Genomic DNA, 20,434 nt, shown 5'->3' with positions numbered 1-20,434 from the left:
AAAAAACGCCGCCCTTACGGGCGGCGTTCCGATCCATTCCCAGCCGGCACCACTCAGCGTGCTTCGAGAATCGTTTTGATCTGCTGGTCCTGCACTGCGCGCCAGTTGATCTTGGTCAGTCCTTCGTTGAAGACCCGGGCCATCTCTTCGCCTGCCGCATCGTTGCGGAAGCAGACGTGCAGATCCCAATCCATGATATCCTTGGCATTGTACGCCACATTGGCCTTGAGTTCCGCCAGGGAAGGATCCGCGGCCAGCAGATAGTTGAACACGAACTTGTCGATAAGCGCCGCATCCATGCGGCCCATGGCCACCTTGCGGATGGAGGTGATATCGTCCGCGGATTCTTCCACCTTCAAGGTTCCAGCGTCGATCATCTGCTGCACGGCAGGCGGGTTCACATAGCCGGCCACAATGCCCACGGTGATCTGCGACAGGTCCTGCACGGTGCTCCAGGCAACAGGCGCATTCGCCTTTTGCACCAACCCCAGGGGGCCCACGCCCATGGGTTGGGAGAAGATGAATTCCTTGGCCACTTCCTCGGAAGGATACTCGGGGAAATAGCCAATGAAAGCAGGGTCTTCCTTGGCAGTCTGCACGGCCCGGTTCCAGGGGAGGAACTCAATCTCCACCGTGTAGCCCATGGCCTGGAAGGCCTGACGCACCACTTCCGCCGAGGCGCCCTGCCCCGGCAGGCCTGGGCCTGTGTAAGGCGGCCATTCCAGGGAGGTCAGTTTGACGATCTTGCCCTGAGCCTGGGCGGTTCCTGCCAAAAGCAACACGGCGCATGCCGCGGCCAGCACCATACGGATCATGAGAGTCCCTCCTCCCTGCAGTCACAGTGGGTTGCCGCCAGTTTCCATCTGCCAGTTCTGCTCTCGTACAGGGCCGATGTTATGGCCGCATGCCGGGCATATGGAGATTGGACCGTCCGTGTGACGATTGGGTGGAGCGCCTATTGTCGAGGCGGGGATTGCAGCAGGAGCGTCACCGCGGCGCGCTGTTCGGCCAGGGCGTCCATTCCGGCCAGGGCTGCGTCCACGGCCTGGCGCAGGGTCTCGCCCTCTGGCCCCTTGCGGAAACAGACGTGCAGGGTCTTGTGCTCCAGAATTCGTTCCTGGGCCCGCACCTTGCCGGCCTGGGGCGCCAGGGACGGATCTGTGTGCAGATGGTGCCGCAGCACCAGCGGGTCAATGACCGCCAGGGGCAAGCGCCCGGAGAGGACCTTGCGGATATTGGTCAGATCATCCGCCACGGCCTCCGTGCGCAACTGCCCGGCCGCAACCAGCGCATCGAACCGGACGGCATTGACATAGCCCTGCACCACGCCAATGGAGAGGCCGGCCAGATCCTCAAGCGTCTCCCAGGGCACAGGATGCCCGGTACGCTCCATGAAACACAGCTCGCTCGCGCCGATGGGAGCAGAATACACAAACTCCGCCAGCCGGTCTGCGGACAGGTACTCCGGGAAAAATCCCACGAATGAGGCATCCTTCCGGACGGTTTCCAGCACCCTGGCCCAGGGCATGAACTCGATACGCAGTTCCATGCCCGACGCTTCCAGGGCCTTGCGCAGGACCGTGGCCGTGGCGCCGTTGCCCGGCAAGGTGGCGCTGGTGTACGGCGGCCACTCCACCGAAGCCAGTCTGACCACGCGCAGGGAGGCGCCTGCCGTGGCCGTGGGGCCCTGCGCCTGCGGCCCCAGCAGCCGCAGGCAGACAATGCCGCCGAACACCAGCAGGAACATGGCCCCCAGGCGAGCGAGCCCTCGCAGTGCCGGCACAGCGTTCATGCGGTACATTATACAAGACAGGGTCGCCAAGCCCACAGGACAGCACCGTACAGGCGCATTCGTCCCTCGGGGTGTGCGCGATACTGCAGCGCCGGTATGCTCATTGGGGTGGCAGTCGGACTTCCTGGCCGCTGCGCAGGTACATTGGATAGGGTTGCCCGTTGTAGTGCAGGGTCACCACGCCGGCGTCCCCCACAGTCAACAGACAGTACGCATTAAAGCTCAATTCCAGGGTCTGCCCGGCATTGAGAAAAAAGTCCTTGCGCGTTGCACCGTCCACCATGGCGGTGACCCAGGTGCTGCCGTGCGCGGAAAGCTGCACGCCGCCGGCAGCCTTGGGGCCCTGATCCAGGCGTGGCGCGTCCGGCTCGGCAGCGGAGACGGGTTCTGGCGCTGCGTAGGACGCTGGGGCAGAGGCCTGCGCCTGCTGCGAAGCCGGGGACGCGGGCGCGGCTTCGGCGGGCGCAACGGCATCGGACGCCGCAGGAGCGGCCAGGGAGGCGGTGTCTGCATCGGTCCTGGCCGGGGCGCGCACCACAGGAGGCGCAGGCGGCGGAGCAGGGGCCGGTTCAGGGGCCGGTTCAGGAGCTGGCTCAGGAGCAGGGGTCGGGGCAGGCACCTGCCTGGGCTTTGTGGCAGCCGGAGGCGTGACAGGGGCAGCGCGAGGGGCCGGTTCGGGCGCCAGTTCCGGGGCAGGCGCCGGGGGAGGCGCTGCGGACGCCACGGCCTGCGGCTCCTGGGTGGCTTCTGCGTTCTTGTTCAGCTTTTCCATGCGGCTGCGCCAAGCGCTTTCGCCAGCCGGGGTCCGTTGCCAGACGCCAGCCGCGTTGCGTTCCGCCTCGTACCACGCATCTGTCTCGGCATCATACTGTTCAAAACGCCCGGTCGTCTCCAGTTCCGGATCCAGCGGCTCTGTTTTGCGGATACCCGGCTCCACCACGGTGTACTGCACTGCCTCTGGGAGCTTTTCAAACATGAGACAGGACGCCACGCTGAGCATGCACGACACGCACAACACTGTTCGCGCCAACCGAAGCAGACACGTCAGAACATGACGACCCCGGGACCGCTGGACGCGCCGACTCGTGGACAATTCGGGCATGAGCTAACCTTATTGAAGAGCTGAGGTTGAACACTGTACTCCAGGATGCCTCAGGCGAGGGTACCTCATCCCGTCGCGTCCTGCAACGTTGCCGTTACCAGACCTTTCGCAGAATTCCCCGCCCTGTCAGACCGCCTATATCGCAGGTTGGCGGATGCCCCGGGATAGGCTACGGTGACGCAACCGCTGCCCTTTCCGTTCATCTCGCCGAGAAGGAGCTTTGCATGATTGATCGCACCTCCGCGTATGGTCTGGATATCTCCACCCCGCTGGCCACGTTGATAACCGATGTCTGCGCCGATGTCGGCACAACGCCGGAACAGTTCTGGACCGGGCTGGCCAGTCTGGTGCGCAGCCTTGGCCCGCGCAACCGGGAACTTTTGGCTGTTCGCGATACGTTGCAGGCCAGACTCGACGCCTGGCACCTGGAGCGCAAGGGCCAGCCCTTCGAGCCGGAGGCCTACCATCGCTTTCTGCAGGAAATCGGCTATCTCGTGCCGGAGGGCCCGGATTTTGCCATTGAAACCGGCAAGGTGGACCCGGAAATCGCCACCATCGCCGGCCCGCAGCTGGTGGTGCCGGTCACCAATCCCCGCTACGCCCTCAACGCCGCCAACGCCCGCTGGGGCAGCCTTTACGACGCCCTCTATGGCACCGACGTCATTCCCGAAGACAATGGCCAGACCAAACGCGGCCCGTACAATCCGGCCCGTGGCGCGGCCGTGGTCCGCTATGTGAACACCTTCCTGGATCAGGCCTTTCCCCTGGCTGCCGGCTCCCACAGTCAGGCGACGAGCTATACCATCGCCGATGGCGGCCTGCACATCACACTGCAAGACGGCCAGGTGGCGGCGCTGAAAAACCCGGCCCAGTTCGCCGGCTATCAGGGCGCGCAGGACGTGCCGGCCGTCATCCTCCTCGTCAACCATGGCCTGCACTGCGAGTTGCACATTGATCCCACCCACCCCATCGGCCAGGCCAGCCCGGCCGGCGTCAAGGATGTGGTGCTGGAAGCCGCCCTGACCACCATTCTGGACTGCGAAGACTCCGTGGCCTGCGTGGACGGGCCAGACAAGGCCCAGGCCTACGCCGCCATCCGCGGCCTCATGCGTGGCGACCTGAGCGCCAGTTTCCCCAAGGGTGGCCAAACCATCGAACGCCGCCTGAACCCGGACCGCCAGTACACCACCCCCCATGGTGCCACCCTGACCCTGCCCGGCCGCAGTCTCCTGCTGCTGCGCAATGTGGGCCACCTGATGACCACCGACGCCGTGCTCCTCGACAGCGACGAGATCCCCGAAGGCATGCTGGACGCCATGGTCACCGGCCTGCTGGCCCTCTACGACCTCAAACACCTCGGCAGCGTCACCAACAGCCGTGCCGGCTCCGTGTACATCGTCAAACCCAAGATGCACGGGCCGGAAGAGGTCGCCTTTGCCTGCCAGATCTTCGCCGCCGTGGAAGCCGCCCTGGGCCTGCCGGCCCTGACCCTCAAGGTCGGCATCATGGACGAGGAACGCCGCACCACCGTGAACCTCAAGGAGTGCATCCGCCAGGCCAAAGATCGCATCGTCTTCATCAATACCGGCTTCCTGGACCGCACGGGCGACGAGATCCACACCAGCATGGAGGCCGGTCCCATGGTGCCCAAGGATGCCATGCGCGGGGCCACGTGGATTGCCGCCTACGAAGATTGGAATGTGGACGTGGGCCTGCTCTGCGGCATGCATGGCAAGGCCCAGATCGGCAAGGGCATGTGGGCCAAACCGGACCGCATGGCTGAAATGGTCTCCACCAAAATCGCCCATCCCAAGAGCGGCGCCAACACCGCCTGGGTGCCCTCCCCCACGGCGGCCACCCTGCACGCCATGCATTATCATCTGGTGGATGTGGCCGCCCGGCAGCAGGAGCTGCTCGGCCAGCTGGCCATCGCCCGCCGCGCCCGGCTGGACGAACTGCTGGAGATTCCGGTCCTGTCCGAAGAAGATCGCGCCGCCCTCACCCCCGGACAGATCCAGCGCGAACTGGATAACAACGCCCAGGGCATCCTCGGCTACGTGGTCCGCTGGATCGACCAGGGCATCGGCTGCTCCAAGGTGCCGGACATCAACAACGTCGGCCTGATGGAAGACCGCGCCACCCTGCGCATCTCCAGCCAGTACCTGGCCAACTGGCTGCTGCATGGCGTCTGCAGCCGCGAACAACTCCTCGAAACCCTGGCCCGCATGGCCGCCGTGGTCGATGCCCAGAACGCCGGCGACCCGCTCTACCGCCCCATGGCCGCCAACCTTGAGACCAGCGTGGCCTACCAGGCCGCCCGGGACCTCATCCTCAAAGGCCGCGCCCAGCCCAACGGCTACACCGAGCCCATCCTCCACGCCCGCCGCCGTGAGGCGAAGGCGGGAAGGTAAGAATAGAACGGCGGGATAAGAACAAAGAAATTGGAAAACACCAGGGGGGATAATCCCCCCTGGACCCCCTGATAGTGTGAGCGGCGCTTCCGGTTCGTGCACGAACCGGAAGCGCCGCTCACACTATTGGTGGGGGCCCGGGGGAACTCAGTTCCCCCGGATTCTCATCCTGCTGTTTCATGTTAGTGCGCCGCCACAGGGGCCGCGCCGCGCCTGGCCCGGCGCAGGAGCAGCGCGCCGGGGACACAGATGGCCGAGGTCAGGGCCAGGAACTGGAAGCATTCGATATAGGCAAGCAGCGTGGCCTGCTGCACCAGGAGGCTTTGCAGCACGGCCATGGCCTGCAGTTTGGCCTGAACGAGGTGTGTGTGCTGGGAAAAGTACTGCACCAGATGGGTGAAGAACTCCTGGAACTGCGAGTCCGTGGCGCTGTAATTGTGGCTGAGCAGGGCCTGATGGCGTTGTGCCCCGCGGGAGAGCATGGTGGTGACGACGGAAATGCCCACGCTGCCGCCGAGGTTGCGCATCAGGTTATAAATGCCCGAGGCATGTCCCATCTGCTCCACGGGCAGCCCGCCCATGGACACAGTGGAGAGCGGCACAAAGACAAAGCCCATCCCCAGCCCCATGATAACATTGGGCCAGGCAATAAAGCCCTGGTTGATCTGCAGCGTGATGCCCGAGAACTCGTAGGCTGTCAGCATGAGGATGGCGAAGCCGAAGATGATCAGCTTGCGCGGGTCTATCCTGGATATCAGCCGGCTGACCAGCACCATGGCCGTGATGGCACCCAGGCCGCGGGGGCTCAGGGTCAGGCCGCTCTCCAGGGCCGAATAATTCATGAGCGACTGCAGAAACAGAGGTTGCAGGGTCACGGTGGCGTACAGGATCACGCCCATGCAGGTCATCAGGGCCGTGCCAATGGCAAAGTTGCGATGCGCCAGCACCCGCAGGTTCACCAGGGGCGACTTGACGCGAAACTCCCAGGCCACAAACGCCAGAAAGGCCAGGACGGAGATACCCGAGAACCAGACGATCCAGGGCGTGGCAAACCAGTCTTCCTGCTGGCCCTTGTCCAGCACCACCTGCAGGGTGGAGAGCCAGAGTGCCAGAAAGCCGAAGCCAATGTAGTCCACGCCGCCACCGCGCTTTTTGGCCTCCGCCAGATAGGGCGGATCCTCCACAAAGGCCTGGCACATGAAGAATGCCAGGATGCCGATGGGCAGGTTGATAAAGAACATCCAGCGCCAGGAGTAATTGTCCGTCAGCCAGCCGCCCAGGGTGGGGCCGATGATGGGCGCCACGACCACGCCCAGGCCGTAGATGGCCATGGTCACGCCGCGCTTGCCTGGGGGGGCGCTTTCCAGAAGGATGGCCTGGGAGAGGGGCTGCAACGCGCCGCCGGCCGCACCTTGCAGAATTCTGGCCACAATGAGCATGGGCAGCGTGGTGGACAGGGCGCACAGGCAGGAGGCCAGGGTGAAGCCAACCACGCAGAGCAACTGAAAGCGTTTGCGGCCCATGTGGATGGAGAGCCAGCCGGTCATGGGCAGGACAATGGCGTTGGAAACCAGGTAGCTCGTCAGCACCCAGGTGGCTTCGTCCTGGGTGGCGGAGAGGTTGCCGGCAATGTGCGGCAGGGCCACGTTGGCCATGGTGGTGTCCAGCACCTCCATGATCGTGGGCAGCATCACCGAGGCGGCGATGAGCCAGAGGTTCACGGAGGGCTGCCAGGGCTGCGCGCCAGAGCCTTGAGCCGGGGCGGGCGCAGCGCTCATTGCTGGCGCACCTGCACCTTGGGCACCACGGACATGCCCACGCCAAGCAGTGGCATGTGTCCGGGCAGGGGTGGATCAAAGACAATCTTGACCGGCACGCGCTGGACCACCTTGACGTAGTTGCCGTTGGCATTCTGGGGCGGCAGCAGGCTGAAGGCCGCGCCGGTACCGGCCTGGATGCTGTCCACCCGGCCGGTGACTTTCAGGTCGGGGTAGGCGTCGATCAGAATCTGCACGGGCTGGCCGGGGCGCATGTCCGTGAGCTGGGTTTCCTTGAAGTTGGCTTCCACCCACAGCTCGTCGAGCACCAGATTGAACAGGGCCTGCCCCACCTGGATGTAATCCCCGGCCTCCACATTCTTGTTCGTCACCCTGCCGCCCTGCAGGGCCTTGATTTCGCAATAGGCCAGATCCAGTTCTTCCTGGGCCACCAGGGCCTTGAAGCGTTCGATGGCCGCCTCGGCCGTACGGATCTGGGCAGCGGCCAGATCGGCCTGGGCCTGGGCGGTGTTCACGCGCTTGCGGGAGGACTCCAGCTCCGCCGTGGTGGTGCGGGCCAGGGTTTCGGCATTGTCCAGAGCCTGCTGGGAAACAGCGCCCGTGCGCACCAGCTGACGGTAGCGTACGAGATCGGTATGGGCGTTGCGGGCTTCGGCCTCGTTGGAATCTGCCTCAAAGCGCGCCGATTCCACGGCGGCCCTGGCCGCGGTCAGCTGGGAGCGGGACTCCTCCAGCTTCTGCCGGGCCTCGTGCAGGTTGGCGCGGGCCTGATCCAGTTTGACCTGGAACGGCGCAGGGTCAATGCGCACCAGCACCTGGCCGGCGGCCACCTCCTGGTTGTCCGTTACCAGCACTTCCAGCACGCGGCCGTCCACCTGGGGGGCAATGGCGCCGACATGCCCGGCGATGAAGGCGTCGTCCGTGGTTTCGTAGATCCGCTCCTTCCACCACCACCAGCCACCGCCAGCCAGGCCAGCCAGTACAAGCAGCAGAAGGAGAAATCTGGCGGAGGACTTGCGGGTTGGAGCAGAGGAACGCGGCGCGCCGGTGGCCGGCGCGGCCTGCTGCGTATTGTCAGCCATGGGGATTACAACTCCTGGTCGCAGTCGCTTGCGTCCAGGCGAACCTTGGCAAGCAGGGAGATTAATGTCTTGAGCTCTTCCGGGGTCAGGTTGGCCAGGGCCAGACCATGCAGCCGGAGGATGTCCGGCATGACGCTGGAAAGCAGCGCCCGGCCCTCTTCCTTGAGGGCAATGCGCACCACACGGCGGTCCTTGGCGTCTTCCACGCGCTCCACCAGGCCATCGCGGACCATGCCGGAGAGCAAGGCCGAGATGGTGGGGTACGAGACACTGGAAAGTTCGGCCAACCGGCACACGGGCAGGGGTTCTTCCCCGTGGCTCAGCAGGGCCATGACCAGGAAACGGCCGTACGAGAGCCCGCGTGTGGCCAAATGGCGTTCGGCCACGCGATGCAGGGTGCATCCCGTGCGCAACACATGCAGATAGGCCTCGGTCACCAGGATATCCATATCCGGAAACGAGGCCGCCTTTTTCAGCAAGGTCTGGTAACTTGGCATTTCTTTGAGAATCATGGCTCCACCTTTTGGACGCTAATCATTTGCAGGCTAAGTTTTGTCAAGAGAAATGTCGGAGCCAAAACTGTTTGAAACATTCATGACCTCCCTCTTCAAAAAGATGCATACGTGACATCCTCAGCCCTTTGGAGATATGGATTTTTTCATTCGCTGCGGCTATGGTGCGCCATCGCGCGCGTTCACTGCCCGCGTCATTGGTTTCAACCTGCAGAGGATGACGCGTCCTTGAGCACTGTAATCTGCCGCACCGTGGGTCTGGGCGCCTCAGCTGGCGGACTGGAGGCGTTGGAGGATTTTTTCCAATCCATTCCGGAAACCGTGGCCTGCGCCTTCGTGCTGGTGATGCATCAGGATCCCCAGCACCACCCCCTGCTTGCGGATCTGCTGACCCGTCATACGAAATTGCCGGCCGTCCTGGCCGAAGACGGCATGCCTCTGGAAGCCGGCCGCATCCACATCATCCCCCCGGGGACGGTGCTTACCCAGCACACCGGCGTGTTGCGCCTGCAGCGCGCCTCAGCCCAGCGGACCCTGCATCACCCCATTGACGAGTATTTCAAATCCCTGGCCAAGGATGCCGAAGGCGAGGCGGTGGGCGTGATCTTTTCCGGCGCCGGCAGCGACGGGGCGCAAGGGCTCAAGGAAATCAGCGTGGCCGGCGGCATCGCCATGGTCCAGGAGCCCGCCACGGCCCGCTTCGACAGCATGCCCCTGGCCGCCCTGGCCGCCGGTGCGGCAGATATCGTCCTGTCGCCGGCCCAGCTGGCCCTGCGGCTGCTCGACATCCTGCGCCACCCCCCGCACCTGCGCCAGGACCAGACCCTGCGCGACGGCCCCGACGCTTCCCTCCTGGATTCCATGCTCCCGTGGCTGGAGCAGCACACGGGTCTGGCCTTCAAAAACTACAAGCGCACCACCCTGATCCGCCGCATCGACAAGCGCATGCGCCTGCGCGATGCAGGCACCCTGGCTGCCTATCGTGAACTTCTGGAACACGACGCCGACGAGGGCATGGCCCTGGCCCGGGAACTGTCCATCAGCGTGACCAGCTTTTTCCGCGACCCGGACGTCTTTTCCCTGCTGGAACGCGAGGTGCTCCCTGCCCTGTTTTCCGGCAACAAGGACAGTGATGACCTGCGCCTCTGGGTGCCGGGCTGCGCCTCGGGCGAGGAGGCGTACAGCATCGCCATGCTGCTGCAGGAGTACATGCGCCGCCATGCCGTGCGCAGGAAGATCTCCATTTTTGCCACCGATGTGGATGACACTGCCATCGCCCGCGCCAGGGCCGGCCTGTACCCGCAAAGCGCCGTGGCCGAGCTGCCCGGTGCGCTGCTGCACCGCTATTTCCTCTTTCAGAATGGCGACTATTCGGTCAACACGCCCCTGCGCAAGATGATCGTCTTTGCCCGGCACGATCTCTTCTCCACACCGCCCTTTTCCAGGCTGGACCTCATCAGCTGCCGCAACCTGCTGATCTATCTTACCCCTTCAGCCCAGAACACCCTGCTTCCCCTGTTCCACCATTCCCTGCGCCCCGGTGGGCATCTGGTGCTGGGGGTGGCCGAGAGCCTGGGTGAGCACGCCCGGCTCTTCACCCCGGTGCATCCCAAGTGGAAGGTGTTTCTGCGTCGGGAAATCCCTACGCCGCCGCCGGAGTATCCGCTGCTGGTCAAAGGGGCGCCCCTGGAAGAGACTGTTGTCCGCAAGCTGGCCGCCACCCCGCCCCAGGTGGATCTGGCCCAGCTCTTCCAGCGCACGCTGCTCAAAACCTTTACCCCGCCCAGCCTGCTGGTGGATGAGCATGACGCCTTGCTGCACACCGAGGGGGATCTCACCCCCTTCCTGGAGCTGCCGCAGGGCAAGTTCACCAGCGAGATCGCCCGGCTGGTGCGCCCGTCCCTGCAGCTGCCCGTGCGCAATGCCTTGCGCCAGGCCCGGCGGCAGGGACGGTCCATTGTGCTGCAAGGCCTCTCCATGCCGGAACGGCCGCAAAGCCTGATCGACATCCAGGTGCATCCCCTGCGCACGGAGGCTGTGCAGGAGCAGTGTCTGATGCTGTCCTTCGTGGAACGCCTTCGCCCCGCGCCCATGCCGGCCGAAGATGGCGCTGCAATGGACGATCCCGAAATCTGCCCCGTCTGTTGTGACGCCCACGATGAACTCATCAGCCGCCTGGAGGAGGAGCTGCGCATCACCAGCGAGCAACTCCGTCTGGCCGTGCAGGATCTGGAGGCCTCCAACCAGGAGCTCATGGCCTCCAACGAAGAATTGCTCTCCATGAACGAGGAGTTGCAGTCTTCCAACGAGGAGCTGGAAACCTCCCAGGAGGAACTGCAGGCCCTCAATGAGGAGCTGACCTCGGTCAACACCGAGCTGCAGGCCAATATCCTGGAGCTGGACCGCTCCCGCAGCGACCTGGAAAACCTCTTCCGGGCCACGGATATTGCCACCGTGTTCCTGGATTGCTCCCTGATCATCCGGCAATTCACCCCGGCGGCCACGGGCATCTTTCATGTGCAGGAAGGCGACTCCGGCCGCCCCCTGCAACATTTTGCCAGCCAGATCCAGGGATTGGATATCGCCACCATGGCCGAGGCCGTGCAGGCCACCAGGGGCCGGGTGGAACAGGTGGTGCACACCAGTGGCGGACCGGACCAGCCGCGGCGCAGTTTCCTCTCCCGCATGTTCCCGTATTACAACATGGCTGGAGAAATGGATGGTCTGGTGCTGACCTTTGTGGACATCACCGACCGGCAGCGCATGGAAGACGAGTTGCGGCAGCATCGGGACCGCCTGGAGCTGCTGGTGCAGGAGCGCACCCGCCAGCTGGCTGCCAGCCGGGCCCGGCTGCGCACCCTGCTGGACCACTTTCCCAATGGAGTGGTCCTGCTTTTTGATCAGGACCTGCGGTTTCTGGTGGCTGCCGGGGAGGTGCTGCCCGTCCTTGGTCTCCCGCAGCTGGAAGGCCACACCCTGCCGGAGATGCAGGACCCCGAACTGGCGACCCTGCTGGAGCCGCTGTTCAGGCAGGCCCTGGCCGGGCGCAGCGTGCGGCAGGATCTGCTTTGCCACGGCCAGACCCTTGATGTGTGGGTGCTGCCCGTGTGCAATGAGGCCGGGGAGCCCGAAGCCGGCATGGTCATGGCCCAGCTGGTCACGGAACAGCGCCGCATCCAGCGCGAGCTGTCCGAAACCCTGGACCGCTTCAAAAAGGCCTTTCGCGCCAACCCGTCCTTCATGCTCATCTCCACCCTGGAGGAAGGGCGCATCGTCGAGGTGAACGACGCCCTGTGCGCCATGACCGGCTATACCCGGCAGGAGCTCATGGGAAAATGCTCCACCCAGGTGGGCATCATCCCTTCGCCCGAGGAGCGGACCGCCTTTGTGCACGCCCTGCGGACCAACGGCGCCCTGCACCAGAAGGAACTGCGCATCGGCACCAAGCGCGGCGCCGTGTTGAACACCCTCATCTCCGCGGAACTCATCGTCCTGGGCGGCGAACCGCACATCCTGACCGCAGGCATGGACCTCTCCGAGCGCATCCGTCGGGAAAACCAGCTGGCCGCCGTCATGGAGCAGGTGCCCGCCGCCGTCTGGATCGCCCACGACCCCCAGTGCAGCCGCCTGGAGGGCAGCCGTGCGGCGTATGAACTCATGCGCCAGCTCCCGACCAGTGGCGGCCCCCCGCCACGCATCTTCCAGAACGGCCAGGAGCTCCCCCTGGCCATGCAGCCCCTGCAGCGCGCCGCCCGGGAAGGCCGGCCCCTGCTGGACTTTGAACAGGATCTCCTCTTTGACGATGGCGAGGTCCGGCACCTTATCGGCAATGCCGTGCCCCTGCGGGACAACACCGGCGAAATCACCGGCTCCGTGGCCGCGTTTCTGGACATTTCCGAACGCGTGCACATGGAGCAGCACCTCAAGGAAGCCCGGCTCCAGGCCGAGGAAGCCAACCGCGCCAAAACCGCATTTCTGGCCAACATGAGCCACGAACTGCGCACGCCCCTGAACGGCATCATGGGCATGGCCCAGCTGGTGCAGATCAGCACCCTGGAAAAGGAACTGCAAGACCAGGCGGACATGATCATCGAGGCCTCCCGGCACCTGCAGTCTCTCATCGACGATCTGATGGACATCTCCCAGATCGAGTCCAACCAGATCAAAATCCGCTCCTTCCGCACCGAGGTGCAGGAGGTGCTGCAACGGCTCACCGCCATGCACCAGCCCGAGGCGGATCGCAAGGGCATTGCGCTGCAATGCCTTGTTGACGACAACGTGCCTGAATCCATCGAGGTGGATGGGAAACGGCTGGCCCAGATCCTCAACAACCTGATGAACAACGCGCTCAAGTTCACCGAGCGCGGCAGTGTCAGCGTGCATGTGAGCATCATCAGCCCGGCCGCGGAAACCCCGCCCTCTCCGGGGGCGTTCGCCGGAACCTCCCGCATTCGCTTTGCCGTGCGCGATACAGGCATTGGCATTATCCCTGGCCAGCACGAGGCCATCTTCAAGACCTTTTATCAGGTGGAACCACACCTGACCCGCTCCAGCCAGGGCACGGGGCTGGGGCTTTCCATCTCCCAGCGGCTGGCCCGGCTCATGGGCGGGGACATCACCCTGCAAAGCTCCCTGGGCCTGGGCAGCCTGTTCACGCTGGAGCTGCCCTGCCAGGCCAGCCCCGCGCTGCCGCAGGAGGAACGTCGCACGGCCGATCCCGCCCCGCTCGGCGACACCCCGCTTCATGTGCTGGTGGTGGAGGATAACAGCGTCAGCCGGCTCTTCATGACCACCATGCTCAAGAAATCCGGCTGTACCGTGGATGAGGCCATGGACGGGGTGGAGGCAGTGGAAAAAGTGCGCAGCGCGGCCTATGATGTGGTGTTCATGGATATTCAGATGCCACGCATGAATGGGCTGGACGCCACCCGGGCCCTGCGGGCCGATGCGGATTCGCGCGTCCGCAACTGCCGGGTCATCGCCCTGACTGCATATGCCATGCCCGAAGACAAGCAACAATTCCTCGATGTGGGCATGGACGGCTTTCTGGCCAAGCCCGTGACGTTTGATGAACTGCACGCCATCCTGCAGGCCACGCAACCCTCCTCGTCATGAGCCACCGCATGCCCTCCTTTGTGATCCACCCAGCAACCTCACCCCGGCGCCAACGACCGCGGTAATGGCCAGCATGCGTCAGAGGTTGCGTTTGCCGCGCCCGGATCATGGCGCTCCGGCCCTGGCACTGTGGCAGGCACAAGCGGGGGCGCCCTCCCTGTCCGCCACTGTGAGCGCCCCAATGCACCCCTGCCGGCAGGCGCAATCATGAATTCCATGACCAGATTCCTGCTCGGGGCTCTCGACTACGCAGACCGGCACGGCAGCCGCCCGGCATTGCTGACGGTGCAGCGCGGCCTGGCCATGGTGCTGCCGCTGGTGCTGGTGGGCGCGGTGGCGTTGATGGTTCGCGAGGCCCCGCTCGGGGTGCCGCATGGCCTGGATGCCCTGCTGGGCCCGGCCTGGAGGGACCTCTGCGACACGCTGCTCGCCGGCACCTTTGGCATTGCGTCCCTGGCCCTGCTGTGCGCCTTCAGCGGCATCCTGGCCCAGATCTCCAACCAGCGCCGCGCCGGGCCATTCGTCAGCCCGGTCATGGCCTGTATGGTGGTGCTCTCCTGCTTTTTCGTCCTGCTCCGCCCCCAGGACAAGGCGACCCTGCAACTGGCCTTTTCCATGCACCGTGGCCTTGTGCTGGCCTTGCTGGTCAGTGGCGTGGCCAGCACCGTGTTCCTGCGCCTGACCAGGATTTCCCTGCTCCAGCTGCCCCTGGGCACGGCCGGACACGACCCCGTGGTGCGAGACGTGTTCACGGTCATGCCGGCCGGCGCTGCCACCATTGCCCTGTTCGGGCTGCTCAGGCTGGGGCTGAACGCCCTGCATGTGCCGGATCTGTATGGCGCCACGCAGGGCCTGCTTTTTCTCCCCTTCGCAGGTGCCGAGGACGGGCTGGGCTTTGGCCTGGGCTACACCACCCTCTCCCAGTTGTTCTGGATGGTGGGGGCGCACGGGCCGAATCTGCTGTACGGCGTGGCGGAACAGATCCTCACTCCGGCGGACCTGGCCAATGCCGCAGCCATGAGCCAGGGCCAGACGCCACCCTTCATCCTGACCAAGACCTTTTTCGATGCCTTTACCCGCATGGGTGGTTCCGGCTCCACACTGAGCCTGATACTCGCCATCTTCCTGGCCAGCCGGGACGGCAGCACCCGCAAGCTGTGCCGCATCGCCCTGCTGCCCGCCCTGTGCAACGTGAACGAACCGTTGCTCTTTGGCATTCCCCTGGTGCTCAATCCCATTTACTGCATCCCCTTTCTGGCCACCCCCCTGCTCCAGACCCTGACGGCGTATCTGGCCACGGCCCTGGGTCTGATTCCGCACACCACGGCCAGCATCTCCTGGACCACGCCGGTCATCATCGCCGGCTATGCCGCCACCGGTTCGGTGGCCGGGGCGCTGATGCAGACTGCGAATCTGGCGCTTGGGGTGGCAGTGTACCTGCCCTTTGTGCGTCTGGCGGACACCCTGTCCCAACGGCAGGGGCTGCGGGTGCTGGATGTGCTGCAGCGGGCGGCCTCCCGGTACGAAACCGGGCGTGGGGGTCACAAATGCGTGGATCTGCCCGGGGAGGCCGGCCGGCTGGCCAAGGCCCTGACCAACGATCTACACAGCACCCTGACCACCCCCGAGCATTCGGAAAGCCAGTTGTTCCTGGTCTACCAACCCCAGCTCAACGGCAACGGGCGCGTCTCGGGTGTGGAGGCCCTGCTGCGCTGGCGGCATCCGGCGTACGGGCACATCGCCCCGCCCATTGCCGTGGCCTTGGCCGAGGATACGGCGCTTATCGACCGCCTGGGGCTCTTCGTGCTGACCCAGGCCTGCCTGCAACGCGCCGCATGGGTGGAATGTGTGCCGGATGCCTTGCGCGTGGCCGTGAATGTCTCGCCCCGGCAGTTGATGGATCCGCATTTTCCGGCCCATGTGCTGCGTATTGTGCACCAGAGCCGGATCGTACCCTCGCAGCTGGAGCTGGAGATCACCGAATCATCCGTCCTGGAGCCGGACACCCGCGCCATGGAATCGCTGAAGCACCTGCAACAGCATGGCGTGCATGTGGCCATCGACGACTTTGGCATGGGACATGCCTCGCTGCGGTACCTGCGGGCTTTTCCGGTGGACACGGTCAAGATTGACCGCTCCCTGACCCAGGGAGTGGAGGGTGGCGTGAACGACCACATCGTGCGCAGCATTGTGGAACTGAGCCAGGCCATGGGCATCGGCACCGTGGTGGAGGGTGTGGAACAGCCTGAACAGCTGGAGCGGTTTCGGGCGCTGGGCTGCACCACCTTCCAGGGCTATCTCTTCAGCCAGCCGCTGCCTGGCGCAGACTGTCTGGCATTCATTCTGCGCCGGCAGGGGGCGGCCATTTGAGGCCGTCTCCTGCCAGCGTTTCTGCCTGCCCGCAGCCCGCTAGCGGGCGCCGTCTCGCTTGAGTTCCTGCATGAGCGCATCCAGGCGCCTTCCCTGATCCGCCAGCCGGGCCACGGCCTCGGCGCTCTGGTGCATGGAGGCGGCCGTTTCCGCGGAGATGCCCTGCACCACCTCGATACTCCGGGCAATCTCCTCGCTGGCGGCGGACTGCTGCTCCGAGGCCGTGGCGATGGAACGGACCTGATCCGACGCCTGATCCACCAGTGTGACGATTTCTCGCAGGGCCTGCCCCGAGGCGTTGGCCATGCTGGTGGCCCCGGCCACAGTGGCCACGGCCTTTTCCACATTGGCCACGTTCTTGGTGGCCCCCTGCTGAATGCCATGAATGGCCGCCCCCACCTCGCGGGTGGCTTGCATGGTTTTTTCGGCCAATTTGCGGACCTCGTCAGCCACCACGGCAAAGCCCCGGCCGGCGTCCCCGGCCCGGGCCGCCTCAATGGCCGCGTTCAGGGCCAGCAGGTTGGTCTGGTCGGCAATGTCGGAAATGACGTCCATGACTTGCCCGATGCCCTTGGCCTGCTCGCCCAGCTCGCCCATGTCCGCCTTGAGGGCCAGGGCGTGTTCGCTGACTTCGGTCACCCCGGCCACCACCTTGTTGACCACCTCGGCACCTTCCAGGGCTTTGTGTCGCGCGGCATCGGTGGTGTCTGCGGCCTGGGAGGCATTTTTGGCCACTTCCAGCACGGTGGCGTTCATTTCCTCCATGGCCGTGGCGGCTTCCGTCACCCGGCTGGACTGCACCCCTGCGCCCCGGCTGGCCTGCTCAACCGTGGAGGCAAGGTCCACCGAGGCGGTCGAGATGATGGCCACCACAGACTCCAGCCGGGACGCAGCCTGCAGCAGCCCTTCGGCCTTGGCCTGCTCTGCCGCCAGCCGGGCGGCCTCTGCCTGCCGGCTTGCCGTGGCGGCGGTCTCCGCGGCCCTGCGGGCCTCCTCGCCCTGAAGCCGGGCCTGCTCCAGGGATGTCCTGAGGCTGGCAACCATGGTTCTGAGGGAATCGGCCAGACGCCCGATTTCGTCCCGGGACTGCACCTCCAGCCGATGCTCCAGCTGGCCACTGGCCACAGTGGTGGCAAAGGTGACGGCAGCATCGAGAGGTCCAAGGATGCTGCGCGCGGTCAGGAAAAAGAACACCCCCACCACCAGCAAGGCTCCCAGCCCAACCCACAGGCTGGCTCTGGCGGCACTCGCCACATCCGCCTGCAGGGCGGCACCGGCCTCGTCCAGCTCCTGCCTGATGGAATCCGCGATGACCTGCAGGTGCACCAGGGCGCCATCTGCGTTTGCATCGATCACATCATCAATCTTTGCATAGTCTGCCTCCGCTTCCGGCGTGTTCGCCCCGCCGTGCTTGCGGATGACCCGCGGCAGCTCCTCCTGCACGGCCTGCACCAGGGGCGGCAGCTCGGCGGCCAGCTGCTCTGCGGCGCGCTTCTCTTCCGGTGTATCGGCACTGTTGCGCAATGCTGGGAGATTCTGCGTGAGCATGGCGGCGCTGTCGCGCATCAGCTGCATGCGCTCGGCGCTGACCGCCCCTTCCGCCTTGTCCACGATGGCATCCATGGCCGCCAGGGTCAGCTCCAGCAGTGTCCTGCGCATTTGCTCCGTCATATCAAGCTGCTTCAGACGTAAGGCATTGGCCTGGGAGGAGATGGAAACCTGCTCACTGGCGTGGTACGTATTCCACGTCGTGAAGCCCAACGCCACGGCAATCATTGCCCCAAGCAGAACAAGGCGCAGTTTGATAGTAAGGTGCATGGGCAAGGTCTCCTGTTGCGCTATTGGTTAAGAGCACGAATCCAGTACATTCCTGGCGGGCTCATGGAGCCTGTCGGCGCGTTGGTCCCCCTGCATGGATTGAGCATATCAATTAAATGGAGCAATAAGAAGAGCGTCACACAAATTTCCCTACAGTCCCCCCAAATTTCCCTGCAATCTCCCCCAAAGACAGATGGCATTTTATACCGGACTTTGAATACCTCCAGCCCGCGAGGAGGGGCTTTCCGTGTGCGTGAAGCGCGGCGTTTCCGTGTCCCAGGACTGCCCCACCTCCCGGCCACGCTTGTAGCGGAAATCGCATAACGCATCCCCCTGGGCCAGGGTGTGGGCCCGGCTTAGGCCCGTGCCCTCGTAGCGGGAGGAGAGAAAATCGTTCAGGCAGAAGTACGGCGCCACCTCGGCCTCCCCATGGGCCCGGAACAGCAGCAGGGCCCCGCACTGGCTGTAATTGTGGCCGACGTCAAAATCGTCCCCCCTGGCCGGATCGCCAAAGACAACCTCGGCCACCCAGTCATCCGGGGAACGGCGCAGCTGCGTGGCCGCGGCCCAATCCCGCAACGCCTGGTAATGGGCAGGGCTGAAGTACTCTTCCCCACGCTGCGCCAGCACCACCGCCGGCGTGGCGGCCAGCTCGGCATCGCAGAGGTCATAGAGCAGCCGGCCGGCATCGGCCGCACACAGCCCATGGGCCTTGATGCCCTTGGACATGGCGATAAGCCAGGCCGCCTGCACCAGATATTCCTGGTTACGATTAGGCGCGCCGCCCTCCCCCGGCTGCGGGGGCAGCACCGGCAGCGTGGGCAGCAATTCCTGAAACACCACCCCCATGTGCGTGGTGGCGTCGTGCGCGGCAGCCGCGCCCAGGCGGGGAGTCAGCATCTGCTCCATGCCCTGGCACATGGCCTCGAACTCGGCCACCCGCCGGCTGGGCAGGGCCGCTGGCGGCCCTGTCTGGGCCATGGCCCGCGGCGGCAGTATCCACTGCGGCAACAGCAGCCCGCAGCAGCCGATCAGACCGGCCCGAAGAAAACGTCGGCGCGAGGGAACACAATCAGCATGTTGCACAGCCCTTGCTCCTGAAAAAATTCTACTGATGTGGAATCATGTCTTCTTGAAATGCAGGGAGATATATTCAAGGGCATCCCGGACGCCGAGCTTGCGGCTGGAACAGCCCACGCGGATGAAAAACTCATCCTCCCCGGATTTGCCCTGCAGAAACACCGGCGCGGGGCTCTGCCGGCAGGTGGCCACACAGACCGTGCCTTCGGGCGTTTCCTCAAAATGCGTGGCCACATACGGGCACACTCCACCCCCCAGGCCGGACTCCACCACCTGCCAGAAGTGCAGGCCGAAGCGGTCCAGATTGGGGAAGCCGTCCGCGGCCAGGCCGTGCACGGAACCATCGTCGCGAACCCCGATGAGCAACGTGCCGCCGCCGGAATTGAGAAAGGCGGCCAGAGTCTTCAGGCTGGCATGGGTGATGGCCGTGTCGTGCTTGTTGGTCTGCAGATTGAGCCGCAGGGTGGACTTGAATTCCAGATGATAGCTTTCCCCTTCGGCAATGAGCTGGCGCAGGGAGAGCCGGCGCGGCGCCGGGGCGGCACTCAGGTACTCCCGCACGGTCCAGGCGTCGCGGCGCAGGGCGCGGTAGCGGGCCAGGGCCTCGGCGGCAGGCCCGGCCTTTGAACAATCCAACCGCAGGCACGCGGCCACGCCAGCGTATTCCGAGGGGGAAAGGGAGTTGATGCTCAGGAGGATGGGCAGCAGCACACCGACCTGATGGCGATTCGTCAATCGTCCCAGCACAGCCAGGCGCTCCGGGGGCGCCTCCTGCAGCACCGCGGCCACGGCGCGGGAAAAACTCTCGAAATCCCGCAGCACGGCCGGGTATTCCACCAGATCATGCTCCAGCAGAAAGGCCACGGCCTTGTCGAAGGCTTCCACCAACCCGCCAAACTGCAGAAACATGGCCGGCAGGTCCACCTCCAGCAGCAACGCAGACGCCGCAGGGGCGGCAGCGCCAGCCATGCCGGGAAACCGCCGCGCCACCAGAGGGTCTGTGGCCAGCGCCTGCAGCAGGTTCTGGCGGACCTCTTCGGCAGCCGGCTCCACCTCGTCCAGTTGCGCCTCCAGCAACTCGCGCGCGGTCAGCGTGTCGGGATCGGCCTCACAGGCGTCCCGCACCACCAGCTCAAGCAGCCGCAGGCTCGGGGAAGCAAGCTCCCGGCCAGCCGGGGTGCGGGCCACGGCGCCATCCTGATGCAGGGCAAAGCCGGTCTCCCGTTTGACGATGTCCACCATCGGCGCCATAAGCAGTCCTTTTTGTTCAGAGGCGAGTCTGCCACTGTCATAGGCGCGAACCGACCGGGAAATCAAGATGTCCTCGAAAACATACGCGGACGCGGGCGTTGTTGGTTTACACCTGCTGCGCAA

General features: G+C 64.9%; 12 protein-coding genes. 3 read left to right on the top strand and 9 right to left on the bottom strand.

The window, feature by feature from the left end; all coding sequences use genetic code 11:
* Nucleotides 1–53 precede the first annotated feature (53 nt).
* From ACYQ00_RS09310 to ACYQ00_RS09300, 3 genes are all read right to left on the bottom strand, one after another.
* Nucleotides 54–815, bottom strand: coding sequence for a substrate-binding periplasmic protein (locus ACYQ00_RS09310; RefSeq protein WP_460031860.1), 762 nt, complete (start codon nt 813–815; stop codon nt 54–56).
* Between the two features lie 140 nt (nt 816–955).
* Complete coding sequence (locus ACYQ00_RS09305) at nt 956–1,792, bottom strand: substrate-binding periplasmic protein (RefSeq protein WP_460031859.1); 837 nt, start codon at nt 1,790–1,792, stop codon at nt 956–958.
* A gap of 100 nt (nt 1,793–1,892) precedes the next feature.
* Complete coding sequence (locus tag ACYQ00_RS09300) at nt 1,893–2,768, bottom strand: DUF4115 domain-containing protein (RefSeq protein ID WP_460031858.1); 876 nt, start codon at nt 2,766–2,768, stop codon at nt 1,893–1,895.
* Between the two features lie 350 nt (nt 2,769–3,118).
* Between ACYQ00_RS09300 and ACYQ00_RS09295 the strand changes: the two genes are divergently transcribed.
* A complete protein-coding gene (locus ACYQ00_RS09295) occupies nt 3,119–5,305 on the top strand; it encodes a malate synthase G (RefSeq protein ID WP_460031857.1) in 2,187 nt (728 codons plus the stop codon).
* A 182-nt stretch (nt 5,306–5,487) separates the two neighbouring features.
* Here the strand turns inward: ACYQ00_RS09295 and ACYQ00_RS09290 are convergent, their stop codons facing one another.
* The 3 genes from ACYQ00_RS09290 to ACYQ00_RS09280 are packed head-to-tail and all read right to left on the bottom strand — an operon-like array spanning nt 5,488 to nt 8,677.
* Nucleotides 5,488–7,083, bottom strand: a complete 1,596-nt coding sequence (locus ACYQ00_RS09290) for a DHA2 family efflux MFS transporter permease subunit (protein ID WP_460031856.1) — start codon at nt 7,081–7,083, stop codon at nt 5,488–5,490.
* Entirely contained in the window at nt 7,080–8,165 is a 1,086-nt protein-coding gene (locus ACYQ00_RS09285; RefSeq protein WP_460031855.1) for an HlyD family secretion protein, read from the bottom strand. The genes ACYQ00_RS09290 and ACYQ00_RS09285 overlap by 4 nt, the downstream gene beginning before the upstream one ends.
* A 5-nt stretch (nt 8,166–8,170) precedes the next feature.
* Nucleotides 8,171–8,677 carry a MarR family winged helix-turn-helix transcriptional regulator gene (locus tag ACYQ00_RS09280; RefSeq protein ID WP_460031854.1) on the bottom strand — a complete coding sequence of 169 codons (507 nt, stop codon included), beginning with the start codon at nt 8,675–8,677 and terminating at the stop codon, nt 8,171–8,173.
* Nucleotides 8,678–8,905: 228 nt separating this feature from the next.
* Between ACYQ00_RS09280 and ACYQ00_RS09275 the strand changes: the two genes are divergently transcribed.
* Together ACYQ00_RS09275 and ACYQ00_RS09270 are read left to right on the top strand one after the other, a co-directional pair.
* On the top strand, nt 8,906–13,792 hold the full coding sequence (locus ACYQ00_RS09275) for a CheR family methyltransferase (protein WP_460031853.1): 4,887 nt from the start codon (nt 8,906–8,908) through the stop codon (nt 13,790–13,792).
* 207 nt (nt 13,793–13,999) lie between these two features.
* Entirely contained in the window at nt 14,000–16,162 is a 2,163-nt protein-coding gene (locus tag ACYQ00_RS09270) for an EAL domain-containing protein (protein WP_460031852.1), read from the top strand.
* A 39-nt stretch (nt 16,163–16,201) separates the two neighbouring features.
* On the opposite strand, the gene ACYQ00_RS09265 is transcribed toward ACYQ00_RS09270, so the two are convergent.
* The 3 genes from ACYQ00_RS09265 to ACYQ00_RS09255 form a co-directional block, all read right to left on the bottom strand.
* Nucleotides 16,202–17,980, bottom strand: coding sequence for a methyl-accepting chemotaxis protein (locus tag ACYQ00_RS09265; protein ID WP_460031851.1), 1,779 nt, complete (start codon nt 17,978–17,980; stop codon nt 16,202–16,204).
* A gap of 201 nt (nt 17,981–18,181) precedes the next feature.
* Nucleotides 18,182–19,066 (bottom strand): L-2-amino-thiazoline-4-carboxylic acid hydrolase, encoded by an 885-nt coding sequence (locus tag ACYQ00_RS09260; RefSeq protein ID WP_460031850.1) that lies wholly within the window; start codon nt 19,064–19,066, stop codon nt 18,182–18,184.
* A 36-nt stretch (nt 19,067–19,102) separates the two neighbouring features.
* On the bottom strand, nt 19,103–20,311 hold the full coding sequence (locus ACYQ00_RS09255) for an AlbA family DNA-binding domain-containing protein (RefSeq protein ID WP_460031849.1): 1,209 nt from the start codon (nt 20,309–20,311) through the stop codon (nt 19,103–19,105).
* Nucleotides 20,312–20,434 lie beyond the last annotated feature (123 nt).

The sequence above is a fragment of the Megalodesulfovibrio paquesii genome, from assembly GCF_054653055.1.
The sequence above is the reverse complement of the archived record's forward strand: the minus strand, read 5'-3'. Positions and strand labels throughout refer to the sequence as shown.